Annotated in this window: 16 protein-coding genes and 4 tRNA genes; 11 read left to right on the forward strand and 9 right to left on the reverse strand. The window is 63.1% G+C overall.

The window, feature by feature from the left end; translation table 11 throughout:
• Positions 1-15 precede the first annotated feature (15 nt).
• On the forward strand, positions 16-678 hold the full coding sequence (locus tag J3S28_RS16865) for a TetR/AcrR family transcriptional regulator (RefSeq protein ID WP_207841892.1): 663 nt from the start codon (positions 16-18) through the stop codon (positions 676-678).
• Here J3S28_RS16865 and J3S28_RS16870 read toward each other — a convergent pair.
• On the reverse strand, positions 578-2,044 hold the full coding sequence (locus J3S28_RS16870) for a serine hydrolase domain-containing protein (protein ID WP_207841893.1): 1,467 nt from the start codon (positions 2,042-2,044) through the stop codon (positions 578-580). The genes J3S28_RS16865 and J3S28_RS16870 overlap by 101 nt on opposite strands.
• 86 nt (positions 2,045-2,130) lie before the next feature.
• On the opposite strand from J3S28_RS16870, the gene J3S28_RS16875 reads away from it, so the two are divergent.
• A complete protein-coding gene (locus J3S28_RS16875) occupies positions 2,131-2,769 on the forward strand; it encodes a TetR/AcrR family transcriptional regulator (RefSeq protein ID WP_207841894.1) in 639 nt (212 codons plus the stop codon).
• Positions 2,770-2,886: 117 nt separating this feature from the next.
• Here J3S28_RS16875 and J3S28_RS16880 read toward each other — a convergent pair whose 3' ends face one another.
• Positions 2,887-4,017 (reverse strand): acid phosphatase, encoded by a 1,131-nt coding sequence (locus tag J3S28_RS16880; RefSeq protein WP_207841895.1) that lies wholly within the window; start codon positions 4,015-4,017, stop codon positions 2,887-2,889.
• A 156-nt stretch (positions 4,018-4,173) separates the two neighbouring features.
• Positions 4,174-4,249 (reverse strand) — tRNA-Lys (locus tag J3S28_RS16885).
• A 273-nt stretch (positions 4,250-4,522) separates the two neighbouring features.
• On the opposite strand from J3S28_RS16885, the gene J3S28_RS16890 reads away from it, so the two are divergent.
• From J3S28_RS16890 to J3S28_RS16900, 3 genes are all read left to right on the forward strand, one after another.
• Positions 4,523-4,595, forward strand: a tRNA-Glu gene (locus J3S28_RS16890).
• A 38-nt stretch (positions 4,596-4,633) separates the two neighbouring features.
• Positions 4,634-4,707: transfer RNA gene (locus J3S28_RS16895), tRNA-Asp, on the forward strand.
• Between the two features lie 70 nt (positions 4,708-4,777).
• Positions 4,778-4,854: transfer RNA gene (locus J3S28_RS16900), tRNA-Phe, on the forward strand.
• A 362-nt stretch (positions 4,855-5,216) separates the two neighbouring features.
• On the opposite strand, the gene J3S28_RS16905 is transcribed toward J3S28_RS16900, so the two are convergent.
• The 3 genes from J3S28_RS16905 to J3S28_RS16915 are packed head-to-tail and all read right to left on the reverse strand — an operon-like array spanning position 5,217 to position 6,821.
• Positions 5,217-5,936, reverse strand: coding sequence for an aspartate/glutamate racemase family protein (locus tag J3S28_RS16905; RefSeq protein WP_207841896.1), 720 nt, complete (start codon positions 5,934-5,936; stop codon positions 5,217-5,219).
• Between the two features lie 35 nt (positions 5,937-5,971).
• Positions 5,972-6,436 carry a GNAT family N-acetyltransferase gene (locus J3S28_RS16910; RefSeq protein ID WP_207841897.1) on the reverse strand — a complete coding sequence of 155 codons (465 nt, stop codon included), beginning with the start codon at positions 6,434-6,436 and terminating at the stop codon, positions 5,972-5,974.
• Complete coding sequence (locus J3S28_RS16915; protein ID WP_207841898.1) at positions 6,429-6,821, reverse strand: TIR domain-containing protein; 393 nt, start codon at positions 6,819-6,821, stop codon at positions 6,429-6,431. The genes J3S28_RS16910 and J3S28_RS16915 overlap by 8 nt, the downstream gene beginning before the upstream one ends.
• Before the next feature lie 70 nt (positions 6,822-6,891).
• On the opposite strand from J3S28_RS16915, the gene J3S28_RS16920 reads away from it, so the two are divergent.
• Positions 6,892-7,620 (forward strand): DeoR/GlpR family DNA-binding transcription regulator, encoded by a 729-nt coding sequence (locus J3S28_RS16920; RefSeq protein WP_307797243.1) that lies wholly within the window; start codon positions 6,892-6,894, stop codon positions 7,618-7,620.
• Between the two features lie 368 nt (positions 7,621-7,988).
• Positions 7,989-8,330, forward strand: coding sequence for a DUF1801 domain-containing protein (locus tag J3S28_RS16925; RefSeq protein ID WP_207841900.1), 342 nt, complete (start codon positions 7,989-7,991; stop codon positions 8,328-8,330).
• An 83-nt stretch (positions 8,331-8,413) separates the two neighbouring features.
• On the opposite strand, the gene J3S28_RS16930 is transcribed toward J3S28_RS16925, so the two are convergent.
• The gene (locus tag J3S28_RS16930; RefSeq protein WP_207841901.1) at positions 8,414-8,650 is read right to left on the reverse strand and encodes a hypothetical protein; all 237 of its coding nucleotides are present in this window, start codon (positions 8,648-8,650) and stop codon (positions 8,414-8,416) included.
• Between the two features lie 464 nt (positions 8,651-9,114).
• Here J3S28_RS16930 and J3S28_RS16935 point away from each other — a divergent pair, with 464 nt between their 5' ends.
• The 4 genes from J3S28_RS16935 to J3S28_RS16950 all read left to right on the forward strand — a co-directional run bounded on the left by J3S28_RS16935 (position 9,115) and on the right by J3S28_RS16950 (position 12,375).
• Positions 9,115-9,699, forward strand: coding sequence for a VOC family protein (locus J3S28_RS16935; protein WP_307797208.1), 585 nt, complete (start codon positions 9,115-9,117; stop codon positions 9,697-9,699).
• A gap of 29 nt (positions 9,700-9,728) precedes the next feature.
• Positions 9,729-10,655: a fumarylacetoacetate hydrolase family protein gene (locus tag J3S28_RS16940; protein WP_207841903.1), complete on the forward strand. Its 927-nt coding sequence runs from the start codon at positions 9,729-9,731 to the stop codon at positions 10,653-10,655.
• A gap of 76 nt (positions 10,656-10,731) precedes the next feature.
• Positions 10,732-11,538, forward strand: a complete 807-nt coding sequence (locus J3S28_RS16945) for an SDR family oxidoreductase (protein WP_307797209.1) — start codon at positions 10,732-10,734, stop codon at positions 11,536-11,538.
• A gap of 141 nt (positions 11,539-11,679) precedes the next feature.
• On the forward strand, positions 11,680-12,375 hold the full coding sequence (locus J3S28_RS16950) for a 1-acyl-sn-glycerol-3-phosphate acyltransferase (RefSeq protein WP_237341708.1): 696 nt from the start codon (positions 11,680-11,682) through the stop codon (positions 12,373-12,375).
• An 80-nt stretch (positions 12,376-12,455) separates the two neighbouring features.
• Here J3S28_RS16950 and J3S28_RS16955 read toward each other — a convergent pair whose 3' ends face one another.
• The gene (locus J3S28_RS16955; RefSeq protein WP_207841905.1) at positions 12,456-13,103 is read right to left on the reverse strand and encodes a TetR/AcrR family transcriptional regulator; all 648 of its coding nucleotides are present in this window, start codon (positions 13,101-13,103) and stop codon (positions 12,456-12,458) included.
• 193 nt (positions 13,104-13,296) lie between these two features.
• Entirely contained in the window at positions 13,297-14,604 is a 1,308-nt protein-coding gene (locus tag J3S28_RS16960) for a cytochrome P450 (protein WP_207841906.1), read from the reverse strand.
• Positions 14,605-14,653 lie beyond the last annotated feature (49 nt).

Consider the following 14,653-nt stretch of genomic DNA (forward strand, 5'->3'; position numbering starts at 1 on the left):
GCGAAACTTGCGAGCGTGACTGGTGGCGGTGAGCGCAACTATGCGGGCACAAGTGCAGCGGCTCGCGTCGAGAAGAGGCGCGCGAGTTTGCTGGACGCTGCCCTCACCGAGATGGCGCAGAGTCGCTGGCGTTCGGCGACTGTCGCGAGCGTGTGCACCGAGGCGCGGTTGAACAAGCGCTACTTCTACGAGAGTTTCGACGATCTCGATCAGCTCGCCGACGCGGTCATCGACATGGTCGCCGGCGAAGTGGTTGTTGCCGCCGTCGGTGGCTTCATCGCGACCGCGGAGTCTCCGCTGGACGAGCAGGCGCGCACGGTGGTCGCCGCAGTGGTCGACGTACTCGGCGAGGACCGACGCAAAGCGTTGGTGCTGCTGGGCGGCGTATCCACTGCGACGAGTCAGGACGACAAGCGGAGAGCGGCGATCTCAGGGCTGACAACGGTGCTGGTCGATCATGCGCGGAAGATTCATGACGTTGCGCTCGAGCGGGATTCGCTCGCCGCAACCGGTCCGGCGTTCGTCATCGGTGGAACAGCCCAAACGATCTTGTCGTGGGTCAACGGAGACCTGTCGATCAGTCGTGAGCAGTTGATTGAAGACATTGCTGCCCTGTGGCTGACGCTGGGGGAGGCTGCGTCCGGGATCGCCCGATCGCGAATCGAGCTGGAAGAATAAGTAGCGCCGCGGCGAGTGACCATGTGATGAGGGACGCGATCAGCATGATCGCGGCGTCGGGCATCCAGATCCGCATCACCCGAAGGTTGATGCCAAAGAGGCTGGGCAGCAACCAGAGTGCGCCGATGATCACGATGGCGGCGGCAGCCATCGTCCAGCGCAGTCCACGTCGGGCCGGACGCCACCAGGACGCGATGGCTATCACGAGACCGAGTGCCGCGAGTGTTGAGACCAGCGAGGGGAGAGCCGTGAGCAGCGGGTCAGCGCCTGCCGCCGTCGGCGATCGTCCATCGAGTATCAGCAGCAGGTTCTCGGCGATCGAGGCGAGTGCAGGGGCCTTCGCTTCGCTGTAGGCGTTGGCCAGGATGACCACGGCCTGGCCTTCTGGTCCGAGCATCACGTGGGCGAAATAGCCTGGCGTTGCCCCGGTGTGGTGCACCAGCGGTCCGAGATCTGACGGTGTGATTCGCCAGCCGTAGCCGTACTCGTCGTCACCGGCGTCGACGCGGGGGTCATGGAGCTGTCGTAGCGCGTCCGGGCTCAGGACATCCGGGGCGCCACCGTTCTGAGCCCGTGCGTAGCGGACCATGTCGTCGAGTGTCGACGCGACGTAACCGTATGGCGTCCCCGAGTCATCGAACCCGGATGAGTGGCTGCGCGGCGTTCCCCACCAATACCTGTGTCCTGCAGAGAGATTCGCTGCGGCTTCGGACGTCGTCGCGGTGTGGTGCATTCCCAACGGTTCCACCAGGTCTGATCTGAGGGCCTCGCCGAAGGGCCGGCCGTCGAGTTCTTCGATCAATGCGCCGAGGATCAGGTAGTTGGCGTCGCTGTACTCGTAGCGCCCACGGGTGCCGGAGTGTTCGAGGTCCTCTGCTGCGTGTCGGACCGCGCCATCGGTGTTGTCGAAGCGTTCCGCGACTGCGAGTCCGTCAGCGGTTGAGTAACCGCTGGTGTGGGTGAGCAACTGCTCAACCGTCGGCGAGGCGTCCGCGAGCCAGGGCAGATGGTTGCTGATCGGCTCGGACAGGGCCAGCTCGCCCCTGTTGACGCGCTGCACGATCAACGCCGCAGTCATGGACTTCGCCACCGATCCGATCAGAAATGGGGTGTCGGGGCGGATGGGCGCGCCGTTGCCGTCGTCGCCGTTCAGCCACTCGAATCGCGTGGCGTCCGGCGTGACGACGGCCGCCGCCATCCCCGGAATGTTCTGGTCGACTGCGACTGCGGAGAGGTACGCAGCAAGATCGGCATTCGTGTCTGGGGCCACCGGGCTGGGTGCGGCGGCCGAAGGGCAGGCTGCCGTCAGCGCGACGACACCAAGGGTCACCAGGCAACCGAGGATCAGGTGTCGGATCTTTCTCACGGGTTTTCTCCATTCCAATACGACCATATTGTTTTCTCAATATAGCCATATTGTTTTGGATCGCAAGGGGGCCTAGAGTCGGGGGCATGGCACGCACGGCGAACCACGACGAACGGCGGACGCAGATTCTGGGGGGCGTGCGCGCCGTAGCCACCAGTTCGGGGATCGGGCGGGTGACGGTAGCTCGTGCAGCCGAAGCGGCCGGTGTGTCCGTGGGTTTGGTCCAGCACTACTACGGATCGAAAGAAGACTTGCTCATCGACACATTCGCGTCGGTGCGCGCTGACGTGCTCACCAGGATCGACGCCGAGATCGCGCGGGCTGAAAAGCGTGGGGCCCGCGTCGAGGAAATGCTTTTCGACGGCTTGGGAGAGTTGCTACCGATCGGTGCGCGTAAACGGGATGAGGTGTATGTCGCGCACGCGTTCGCCGGACTGGCTCTGGAAGACGCCAAGCTCCGCGGGCATTTGCGAACGGCGAATGAACAACTGCAGGAGCGGGTCGCCACGGGTCTGACCAACGGCAAGGAATGCGGTGAGGTCGATCCGGGTCTTGACGTCGATGAAGCCGCCTACGCGTTGGTGGCGTTGACCGACGGTCTTGCCGCGCAGTTGCTGATCCACGCAGGCGCGGCTCAGAGAAAGTGGGCGCTCGACTCGATTCGGGCACGCGCCGGCGAGCTGTGTCCCGGGGAGTGTGGGCACCGCCGGGTCAACGGCGGATGAGGCCCGGCACCCGAAGATGTTCGATCCCTCAGGCGTCTAAGCGCTGAAAAATGTGATCTGAACCACATTAACCCCACCTGTCACAGCGGGAACGCGAACAACGGTTCAGAGCGAGTGTTACGGCGTCGCCGCGTACGCCGCAGCGAGGTCGATCCGCAACCAGCCGCCGTCGGGGCCGGACTTGTCGAGCGGGTAGCCGGCCGGGATGGCTGTCTGCTCGAGGATTCCCAGGCGTTGCTGATCGGTCAGGTGCGGGAACTTGGTCCGCAGGAGCGCGGCGGCCTCGGCCGGGATCCGGTTTTGCTGCCCGGGGTTGACCTGCGGAAGCCCGTATGTCATCAGCGTCTGGTGCTCGGACACGGCCTGCTCGGTGGTCAGGTACGGCGTATCGGTGGCGATGAATTGGGCCAGCGGCACCCCCGTGGCCTTCTCGAGTTGTTCACGAAGTTCGGTGCCTGCCTCGTCGATCAGGTGGTCGAAGCCGGGGTCGGAAAGGCGGGCCGCGGTGAGGTCCATGGCCATGAGCCTTCCGCCCATCACGTCGAGCGGGTAGTGGACGCCGAGAACGACGCGTCCTAGTCCGATCTCGCCTGCGCGGGCGATGATCTGGGGGCCGAGTTCTGGCAGCCACGACGCCAGGAGCGCACCCTTCCAGTACCCCATGTTCGCGTGACCCGACGGGTACGAGCCGTTGCCTTCGAGTTCGGAGTAGAGGTGGCCGCCGGGCTCGTCATACCGCTTGATACTGGCCGGTGCCGCCACGAACGGTCGCGGATTGTTGAAGAACTGCTTTTCGGGCAAGGTCGTTCCCGACGGCAGACCGGCGCGAGCCAGGTCACCCTCGGCCAGCGCGGCAACCTTCGGCAGTTTGCCGTCGTCCAACAGCTCCAGGAAGACGGGGCCCAGCTTTTCGCCGAGCGCCGTGGCAAGCGAGACCAGGCGGTCGTCGTAGTTGATCTCGATCGCGTCCTGCTGCGCCTCCGGCGTCGCCTCATTGTTGATACGCACGACGGTCTGTAGGTTCTGCGCCATCAGGGCTGGGTTCTTGGCGCGAAGCTCGGTGAAGCCGTCCAGGACCGGCAGATACGTGCCGCCCGCCGGGAGGTCCGACGGGTACGGACCGATCAGCTGGGCAGGGGTGAAGCTCTGCGGCGCCGTATCCGCGGTGGCAACCCCGCTGACCGGAAGAACGAGGGCGACGGCCGCCAGCATCGTCAAGACGATGGAGCGTGAACGCGAGAACGACATGACCAGGATATTTCCCGAACCCGACCGCGGGCACAAGTTTACGAATCGCTGATCGGGATGCGTACTGGGCGAACGCCGAACCGGTCGCCGCGATGTGGAGCGGTATTCATCTGGCGGCAACCCCAGGGCCGCTGGCAAGAGCGACGGCGCGGCACGTGGTGCCCCCTCTCGGGCTCGAACCGAGGACCTGCGGATTAAAAGTCCGTAGCTCTACCAACTGAGCTAAAGGGGCGTGCCCCGTAACCGTCGGTTTCAGGGCGTCACGAAGTTTACAGATGAGGTGCGCGTAGATGAAAACGGGGCAGTGCCATTGTCTCAAGGTCTCACGCTGGCGCACACCTTGGTTCCTGTCGCGCCGGATCAAACCGGTTCGCGGAGCACCAAAGGGTGCGGCCGCCGCGTGCGACCGAGGCGTCGAAATGGCAGAAAACCAAGGTTGACGTGCTGATTTGGGATTTGCCGCATCGGTGTCATATTCTGATTCAGCTCCCAACGGAGATTACCGGCCCCCTTCGTCTAGCGGCCTAGGACGCCGCCCTTTCAAGGCGGTAGCGCGGGTTCGAATCCCGTAGGGGGTACGCATGGCCATAGTGACGTATGGCTGAGCACAAAGCATGGCCCTGTGGCGCAGTTGGTTAGCGCGCCGCCCTGTCACGGCGGAGGTCGCGGGTTCGAGTCCCGTCAGGGTCGCTTTACCGTCTCCGGTTCGCCGGAGGCCGCAAGACAGCAGTAGGTGTGGCATTCGGTTCGAGTGCCGTCCGGCCAGGTAGCTCAGTTGGTACGAGCGTCCGCCTGAAAAGCGGAAGGTCGTCGGTTCGATCCCGACTCTGGCCACCATCAGTTTCAGGTCACAGGCTCAAAGCCTTCAATCCGGTCCTCCACGAGGGCCGGATTTTCGCGCCATGGGGCCACGTTGTTTGCCAGAGCAGGCCAGGCGGACCCTCTTCGGAGCGATCTCCTCAAGTGGTACGGACGTAGTTCGCGAACGGCCGATTACACGATTTGCTGAGGGGCTCCCCGCGATGCCATCGACGGCCACTGTGTGGGCTGAAGAACTCCACGTAGGACGAAATGTGGTGCGTCAACTGCCGATGACGGCGTAGCCGTCGGGTCCGGGTTGTGGGTTCCGGCTCGTGCCTGCGTGATGGCGGATGTTCTCGCGGTGCCTGTTCTGTGGGGTGGTTTGGGTGGTGGCCAGATCATGGGTGTGGTCTCTTCATTGTGTGGTCGGAGGTGAGGGCGAAGTCGACGGCTGCCGTGGCGTGCAGTTGTGCCGAGGGGAAGGTGGGGATGTCGAAATCGGCGGGGTCGAGGAGTAGCTCTATTTCGGTGCAGCCGAGGACGATGCCGTGGCTGCCGGCGGCGAGCAGTCGGTCAACGATGGCGCGCATTGTCTGTCGTGAGTGCGGGACTATGAGGCCGCGGCACAGTTCGGTGTAAATGATGCGGTCGATCTCGGCGCGGTCATCCGCGTCGGGGACGACCAGCTTCACTCCGTGCGCGGCGATCCGGTCACGTAGGAACGGTTGTTCCATCGTGAACGAGGTCGCCAGCAGTCCGACGTGAGTGATTCCCTCGGCGAGGATTGCTCGTGCTGTGGTGTCCCCGATGTGTAGGAACGGCACCGCGATGGCATTTTCGATAGCGGGTGCGACGTGATGCATCGTGTTTGTGCACAGCACGATCGCGTCGGCGCCCGCGGTCTGCAGCCGTTGTGCTGCGGCGCTGAGTTTGGCGCCGACGGTTGCCCAGTCGCCACGCAGCTTGTGTCGTTCGATGTCGTCGAAGTCGACTGACTCGAGGAGGATCCTGGCTGAATGCAGTCCGCCCAGGCGTCGGGCGATGTCCTCATTGAGGTAGCGGTAGTACTCCGCGGTGCTGACCCAGCTCATTCCGCCGATAAGGCCGAGAGTGCGCACTGTACGGTCCTTTCGTTGGCCGGGCGTGCCGGTGCTCAGTGTCGGGGTGGTCTGGGGCGGGCGGTGCGCCGAAGGTGCAGGATGGGGAACGGTCTGCCGTCGGAGTCGAGCGGGGAACGTCCGACCGGGTCGAAACCGCGGCGTCGGTAAAAGGCGACCGCGCCCGGATTCTGTTCGTTGACGTCGACGTCCACCGCGCCAACCTCGTTTGCGAGGTGGTTGAGGAGGGCCGATCCGACTCCCTGGGCGTGCACGCGTGGGTCTACGAACAACATCTCGAGGCGGTGGCCCGACGTTCCGCTGAATCCGACGATGTCGCCGTCGTGTTGTGCGACGACGACGTGGACCGCTGGCAAGAAGTGGGATGCCAAGCGCCGTTCGTAATCGTCGATGTCGGTGGGGGTCAGAAAGTGGTGTGTCGCTTCGACAGCCGTACGCCACACCGCGACTACTCGATCGGTGTCGCGTGGCGCACCGTCTCGAAGAACGGTGTCAGGCATCGGTATCCGCCTCGCCATCAGGTAGTGCAGCCGGAACTTCGTCGAGTGTCCGATAGACGGGAATACCGCGTTCGCGCGCGAGAGCGACGTCGGCGTCCGCGCCCCGTGATTCGCCTGGCAGTCGCAGGACGGCGTCGCAGTGCGCCAGAAGTCGGTGCGCTGTCGGGTACAGCACCTGTTCGGCGATGGGGTCGCTGAGGCTACCGGCGCCGGCGCCGGCGAGCACGGGTAGCGCCACCCACTCGCCGATCATCGGCACGTGGCCCTTTGCGAACAGGGGCCACGCGGCCTGTTCGAGGCGGTGCAGATTACGCCGGAGGAGGTCGGGGTCGTCGTTGGTGCCGGACCTATAGGGTCCGGCGATCAGGATCAATTGGGATGGCATGAACGCACTGTAGTATGGAAGAACAAGGATAAACAAGGAGGAATGTGTGCTGAGTGCGCAACGGCGTGAAGTGCTTTTGGAAAAGTTGCGAGACGAGGGTCGGATCGTGGCTCGCGAGAGCGCGGCGCAATTGGGCGTTACCGAGGACATGATCAGACGCGACCTGCGTGAGTTGGCCGCTGCCGGACTGTTGCAGCGCGTCTACGGTGGTGCGCTGCCGGCATCACCGGCCGTCGTCGACGTGGCCGCCCGGACAGCGGTCGCGCCGGATGGCAAACGCCGTGTCGCGGCGGCCGCTGCGACACGCATTACCGAGGGATCGGTGGCCGTCATCGATGGGGGGACGACGGCCCTGGCGGTGGTGGCCGCGTTACCCCGCGATCTTCGCGCGACGGTGGTCACGCACAGCCCGGCGGTGGCTGTGGCGTTGATCGAGCACCGGGCGGTCACGGTGGAACTCATAGGCGGGCGGCTCTATCGACACTCGATGGTCGCCTGCGGGTCTGTTGCTCTCGACAGTATTCGGGAGGTTCGCGCAGACATGTTCTTCATGGGCGTCACAGGAGTGCACGCCGAGGCGGGATTGACCACTGGCGACCGGGAGGAAGCTGCGATGAAGCGAGCATTCGCCGCACACGCAGGCGACACTTACGTCCTGGCCAGCTCCGAGAAAATCGGCGCCGCGTCGCCGTTCGAGGTGATTCCCCTCGGCGAGGTCAGCGCGGTTATCACCGACGCCGAGACCGGGCCCGCCCTCGATGCACTCGCCGACATCGACGTTCCGATTGTCCGAGCGTGACGAGGCCCACCCGGTCTGTCCGTAATTGCAGGCCTACCTATTGTTTCGTCGCTGGAGACGAAATGCATTGCTTTACAGTGGCTTACGCCGGTAGATATCGGCATTGGCTAAAGGCTCTGGCCTTGATAGGTCATCGTCACTGACGAACCCGGGACGCGTTCACGGCAAACCTCGCTGACGATGACGCCGTTCTTTCGATGTCGGCGGCTGCTTTTGTCGAGTCGTCGGGTGGCGGTGAATGAAGTTGCCGACGCGGGTGCCGCGGACGCAGTTCTCGGCTTCGAGTTGCAAGGTGGGTTCCGCTGCAACGTGTATAAGACGGCAGAAAGCATCCAGTCCTGGGGACCGCAATCCGCTATTATGACCTGATGGGTAGCGACTGGCGGGAATCCCGGGTGGGTGAAGTGCGGTCACTGATCATGCGGGCCGAGCCCGACGCCGTCGAAGAAGTCAAGTGGCGTAAGCCCTCCAATCCCGAAGGCGTGCCGACATTCTCGCTCGACGGTCTCATCTGCACACTCGAGACCTACAAGGACAAGGTGAAAGTCACCTTTGCCAAAGGCGCGACCCTCCCGGATCCAGCGAAGCTGTTCAACGCGAGTCTCGGTGCCGGTGTCCGGCGCGCGATCGACATCAACGAGGAAGATACGCTCGACGCTGATGCTTTCGTGGCGTTGGTGCGTGCCGCGGTGGCACTGAATCGGGGCTAGTCGATCGTGACCTCGCCGAACTGATGTATCGCGTCTGGCCGGCGCCGGCGTCGAACGCCGTGGTCGACCACTACCCGGAATGCTCAGTCATCAGGCAGGGCAGCAAATGCCTTCTTTGTGTTTCGGTACCAGCCCAACCCGGCGATTGGGCGCTTCCACCGGGCCTTCATGTCGTTCAACGCGCTTTCATGGGTGGTGTCGCCGTTCTCCACCATTTCCTTCAGGTGGCGATCCTGCGCGTGGATCACGTCGTCGGCCTTGTCGCCGCGCAGTTCGGCATCGCATGGCCCACCCAGTTGTCTGCATGTCATCATTTTCATCAGATCCCGACCTCCAAGTCTGTCTGGGACATCTCGTGTTCGACGTCCCTGCCGGTAACGCTATTCGCGACTCTGATGTCGGCGCTTCTCGATTCCTGATCGATGCGAGCGGCAGAGCAGCCGAGGTGCAGTGCATGCACGGCAGAGCTTACGAAAAACTGCGTTGCACATTAAAGTTCGTGCATTCAATGATCGGTGTCGAGGCGATCTTCGCCGGCCCTTGCGAGTTGCGACCGTTGTCACACGGTGACGTATCGCGGAGAGGCGGCTTACCACTGATTGATCCGACAACGAACATTTCATTGACCGATAGTCAACGAATGTGTACTCTGAGAGGGCATCGAAATCGTGCGCGCGGGGGCGGCGCAAAGTTGTCGACCCAATTCGCGTCTACCTGGTAGGAGTTGACCTTGGCTACTCTTCCTGCCCACCGTGGTGTGAAAGCCGGTCGCGTCGCCCCGGCCGTGATCGCGCATTGGGTGGTGAAATCCACAAGGCGTAGTGAGCTAATTGACTGGTATGGACGGGTTTTCGGTGCGCGCGTGGTTCACGACGACGGGCAGGTGACCTTCTTGACCTGGGATGGCGAGTCGCACAGACTCGCTGTTGTCTCGGTTCCGACCGTGTTCAGGTACCTGTTCCCGCTAGCCAAACTGCGACGCAAGATGCTCGGCCTGGACCATATTGCATTCACCGTCCCTACTCTGGAGGGTCTGCTGGAGGACTACGTCCGGCTCAGAAAGCAAGGGATTCGCCCTGTTTGGGCGATCAATCACGGGCCCACGATCTCGTTGTACTACGAAGATCCCGACGGCACGCGTCTGGAGTTCCAGGTCGAGAACTTTCCGACGCCGGAGGAGACGGCCGAGTTCTTCGCCGGCGATGAGTTCGCCGAGAACCCGATCGGCGTCAACATCGATCCTGATTATTTGCTCAGTCAGCTCCGGAATGGTGCCACACAAGAGCTTCTGCGGCGCCGCGAGGCGGGGGTGCGTCCTGGGCGCAAGATCGTTGCGAACAAGAAGACGCTGAATTTCAAGACACTGTGAGGACTGTAGTAGATGGAGGCCGAAGTCCGTTGAGCATAAGCGTGATACGCACTACAGAAGCTTGGTGGCGGGTTGAGGGCGGCGTCGCGACCCAGGTGAACACAGCTGCAATCACGACTGCCGACTTACTTGCCGATCGCCCGGCATTAGACGCAGCGGTGGGCGGTGATACTCCGGTCGGCACGTTGGCGGCGTTGTCTCCGGTCACCACGCCGTGTCGTGTCGTCGCTCAGTTGCTGAACTATCGGTCGCATGCGGTCGACGCCCGCGCCGACGTGGACAGCCTGCAGCCGACATTCTTTCGAAAGTCGTCTGCGTCGATCAGCGGTCCCACCGATCCTATCCGGACCCCGCCCGAAGTCGGATTGCTCGACTACGAGATCGAATTGGGGCTGGTCATCGGTGCGCACATTCCGATCAACCAGGTGGTGACCCCTGAGTTGTTGAGCGACTTCGTGGCCGGAATTGTCGTGACCAATGATGTATCCGCTCGAGAGATTCAGTTGACGAAGGTGCAGGTGTACGAGAGCAAGTCGTACCCGACATTCACCCCTGTCGGTCCACGACTGGTGCTGCTCGAACCGGGTGAGTTCGCACGGATCCCCGAACTGCGAATGACACTATCGGTCAACGGCGAGGTGCGACAGGACCAGGTCATCGGCGACGACCTTCTCACCCCGCCGGCGGCGGCGCTGACCCGGTTAGCGCGTTTTCAGACGTTGGCGCCCGGCGACCTACTGCTCACGGGAACGCCGGTAGGGACGGCCATCTCGGCACCTCCGGCACTGGTACAGAAGCTGGGTGAACTGCTGCCCGCGGCGTTGAAATGGAAACTGTTCTTCTCCCGCCAGGCACGCAATCCGAAGTACCTGTCGACAGATGATGTGGTCACCGCTCGCATCGCGACCGCGGACAGCGCTCTAGACCTCGGAACGCAGAACAATGTCATCTGGTGACTTTCGGTTCCGGCACACGGGCGAGACTGAGACCTATTCCGGGCGTTGTACTCCCTCAACGAATTAGGAGATAGTTGTGAATGTCCGTACTGCCTTGGTGACGGGGGCGTCCTCAGGTATCGGTCAGGCCACCGCTGAACGGTTGGTTGCCGAAGGTTTTCGGGTGTACGGCACCAGCCGGAACCCCGCTGCCATCCCTGCCGGCGCACGTGTCGACGGCGTGCGTTACGTTCCTCTCGAGTTGGGGAGCGCCGAAAGTGCGGAGCAGTGCATCGCAGAGGTGGGTGCGGTGGACGTACTGATCAACAACGCAGGTGAAAGCCAGAACGGTCCGCTCGAAGACCTACCGATGGACGCGATCGAGCGCGTATTCACCACCAATGTGGTTGCGCCAGTGCTTCTGACACAACTCGTACTGCCCGGGATGCGACAACGCGGATACGGGCGAGTGGTGATGGTCGGGTCGATGCTGGCCAGCTTTCCGCTGGCGTACCGGTCGTCGTATGTGGCTTCCAAGGCAGCGCTGAAAGCTTTCTCGACGGCAGCGAGGGGTGAGGTCGCCCCGTTCGGCATCAGACTCGTGACAGTGGAGCCTGGCTCGATCAACACGGGTATCAGCGAGCGGCGCACCAAGTACATCGCCGACAACTCGGTGTACGGACCAGATTTCCAGCAGGTGCTGGATGCTCTGGATCAGAACGAGAAGCGGGGGATCTCGGCCGAACGAGTGGCGCATACGATTGTTTCGGTAGTCCTACATCGACGCCCGCGATCGTTCTACGCAGTCGGAAGCCACGCGCCGTTGGTATTTGCGGCCCGTAGAACATTGACCGAGGGTGGCATCAACAGGCTCAGTAATCTGTCGCACGGTCTTCGCCGCTGATCCGACACTTCTCAGCCGAATCGGTGCGCCGTGCTGAAACGACCGGCCATGAGTAACAGCCGGCCCTACGCTGTGGGGATGGACGTTGTGCCAAGGCTCCTGGTGGGAGCGACTGTTGCTGTTGCACGGCGATACCATCGGATGCGGATTCGTCTGCCCCGCGAGATGCCGACCGGGCCGGTGCTGTTCGTGGCCAACCACGGGTTCGGCGGAGTATTTGATCTGAACGTGTTGGCGTTCGCCGCGGCGTATGACCGGCTCGGTGATCGTCGTCGAGTTACGATCCTGACCCATGCCATTGCCTGGAAGCTGGGTGTCGGCAGGCTGGTCAACATGTTCGACGGGATACCGGCCGACCACGACGCGGCATTGCGCGCGCTGGACTCGGGCGACCACGTCCTCGTATTCCCTGGGGGCGACATCGACGGGTTCAAATCATGGAGGGACCGCAACAAGATCATGTTTGGGGGCCGGGCCGGCTTCGCGCGGCTGGCGATCGACGCCGGCGTACCCGTTGTCCCGGTGGTCACCGCCGGCGCGGGGGAGTCATTGTTCGTCCTCAGTAGCGGACGAAGCGTTGCACAGCGATTTGGTCTCGACAAGGCGTTGCGGCTGAAGACTTTCCCTGTCTCGGTCTCGTTGCCCTGGGGCCTCAATGTCGGGTTGGTTGGATTGCTGCCGTATCTGCCGTTGCCGACGAAGATCACGACAGCCGTGCTCCCTGCGATGCGTGCTGAGGATGGGGAGACTGCCGAAGTCTTCAGCCACCGTGTTCATGCCGTGATGGATCGTGAGCTCACCGCGATGACGGCCGACCGGATCCCGTTGATCGGATAGCGAATGGCCGCCATTCGTCGACGTTCCCGTTCCCCACACTGATCAACAAGCGTGTCGGCCGCCTACGTCCGAAGGGGGTTCTACTTCAACGACGCCAGTGCAGCCGCGGTATCCGCGTCGGGATCGAGCACGCTCGCCGACGACAGACACCCGACTATGAGCGATTCCATCCAATCCACCACCTGCGTGAGATCGAAATCGTCGGGATTGTTGAGCCACTGGATGCTCGCTTCATCAATTGCTCCGACCGTCACACGCCCAACGAATCGCAGCGCACGGTTGTTCTGATCGAGGCCGAGCAGCATCGCAAGACCGCCGAGCACATCCCAACGAGCGGCCTCATAGATCTCCCACGCCTGAGGGTCTGCGCCGCGACCGCCCAGCACCAACCGGAGAGCCAGGCCACGGTGGTCCCGTAAATAGGTGAGGTGCTGTTCGAGGGCCGACCGCAGCAGTGCTCCCGCCGAGGCCCCGGTCACACCGGCAAAAGCGGCGTTCATCTGCTCGGCAGAGGCCCGTACAGCCTCGAGGTACATGCCGCGCTTGCTCTTGAAGTAGTGGAAGAGCAGTCCATGCGCAACCCCTGCCCGCTCGGCAATGTCTGCGACCGTCACCTGGTCGTAGTCCTTTTCAGCGAACACCTCGACGGCGATCGAGATCAGGCGCCGCTTGGTCTCCGCTTTCTGGGCCGCGCGCTTACCGGGTTTGACAGCTGAAGGCCGGGACACCACATACCTCCGTCAGTTTTCCGTAAGAGCCAGCGTCGTCGCCTGAGTGTGGCTGTCACGGCCGCGTCTTGGCTCACCATCGTCGCGCACGTCCTCCGACACAAACGATCCTAACGGGACAGCGGGCGGCTACCGCGGCGTCCTCGGATGGGCGCACCAAAGGCACCCGGTCGATCGACGATGCACGACTCGATCAAACTGGTGTTGGACGTGTCTCCGGCCCCAGATTCACCGGAAGTGTCGACCAGCCGTGCAGAACTCGGGTGTCACGTCGCACTGCGTCACCCGCTGAGGTGAGGTGGGGGAATCGGTCGAACAGGGTCTTCAGACCTACTTCTGTCTCCGCTTTGGCCAGCGAGGCACCAAGACAGTAGTGGCGGCCACCTGAGAACGACAGGTGTTTGGTTGCGTTTTCGCGGGTGACGTCAAAGCGATACGGATCGTCAAACACCTCGGGGTCGCGGTTGGCGCCGGCGAGAATGAGCACGACATGATCGCCCTGACGCAAAGATCGGCCTTCAAGCGCCACATCATGCTTGGCCCTGCGGGCGGTCAGCTGTACCGGCGATTCCAGACGAAGCATCTCCTCGACCGCGTTCGGCCAGCGTGCAGGGTCTCGCCGGAGGATGTCGAGCTGGTCGGGGTTGTCGAGTAGGAGGCGAATGCCGTTTCCGAGAAGGTTGACAGTGGTCTCGAATCCGGCCGCCAGAACCAGCCCCGCGGTGGCGCGAAGTTCGTCGTCGGTCAGCCCGACGCCGTCGTCGGTGGCCATGATCAGCTCGCTCATCAGATCGTCGCCCGGGTGGCGACGCAGATCGTCCAGGTGGGCGGCCAACCATGCGTCAAAACGCTCCAGGCCGTCCTCGACACGCAGGAATTGATTCCACGACAATCCGATGTCGAGGCTGGGAGCTGCCTGTTCCCCGAACTCCAGCACGCGCTGGCGTTCAGCGTCGGGGACGCCCAGAATGGTGCTGATCACCGCGACCGGTAGCTGCGCGCAGTACCTGCTGATGATGTCGATGTCGTCGGCGTGGGAACCGATGTCGTCCAAGAGGCGCTCTGCCTTGACTTGCACCATATCGCGCATCTTGACAACGGCACGGGGGGTGAACACCGAAGAGACCAATTTACGGTACCGGGTGTGCTCAGGTGGTTCGACTGCCAGCAGCGACGGGGGCTTGAGCGGGTGAAGCGCCGTCGAGCGGGTCCTTCTCTCGGCCCATCGCAGAGGCCCCGGCAGGTTGGCACCGAGTTCGGTCACCCGAAAGTCATCTGATCGCAGCAGATCGTGCGCCACGCGATGAGATACCGAGATGTGATTGATCCGCGTCTTGACCAACGGCCCTGACGCTCTGATTCTTTCGAAAACCGGCCGTGGATTCGCTCGGGCGGCTGGATCGGCGAGCAGCATCGCCTGCAGATCGCCGGCGTGAGCCGCCCTGGTCAACATATAGCGCACAACGCCGTGCGCGGCGATCCACCTGAGATGAGTCTTCATGGCTGGGCCCCTCTCGCCGGCCCGGCGGGCATTCGGGCCCGCGAGACCG

Origin of the sequence: Williamsia soli (assembly GCF_017377795.1) — a bacterium.
Lineage (GTDB): Bacteria > Actinomycetota > Actinomycetes > Mycobacteriales > Mycobacteriaceae > Williamsia > Williamsia soli.

Bases quoted from the DNA above. Each gene is read 5' to 3' on its own strand.
- J3S28_RS16875 (WP_207841894.1), top strand. From the start codon at position 2,131: ATGGCACGCACGGCGAACCACGACGAACGGCGGACGCAGATTCTGGGG.
- J3S28_RS16880 (WP_207841895.1), bottom strand. From the start codon at position 4,017: ATGTCGTTCTCGCGTTCACGCTCCATCGTCTTGACGATGCTGGCGGCC.
- J3S28_RS16910 (WP_207841897.1), bottom strand. From the start codon at position 6,436: ATGCCTGACACCGTTCTTCGAGACGGTGCGCCACGCGACACCGATCGA.
- J3S28_RS16915 (WP_207841898.1), bottom strand. From the start codon at position 6,821: ATGCCATCCCAATTGATCCTGATCGCCGGACCCTATAGGTCCGGCACC.
- J3S28_RS16925 (WP_207841900.1), top strand. From the start codon at position 7,989: ATGGGTAGCGACTGGCGGGAATCCCGGGTGGGTGAAGTGCGGTCACTG.
- J3S28_RS16930 (WP_207841901.1), bottom strand. From the start codon at position 8,650: ATGAAAATGATGACATGCAGACAACTGGGTGGGCCATGCGATGCCGAA.
- J3S28_RS16950 (WP_237341708.1), top strand. From the start codon at position 11,680: ATGCGGATTCGTCTGCCCCGCGAGATGCCGACCGGGCCGGTGCTGTTC.
- J3S28_RS16960 (WP_207841906.1), bottom strand. From the start codon at position 14,604: ATGAAGACTCATCTCAGGTGGATCGCCGCGCACGGCGTTGTGCGCTAT.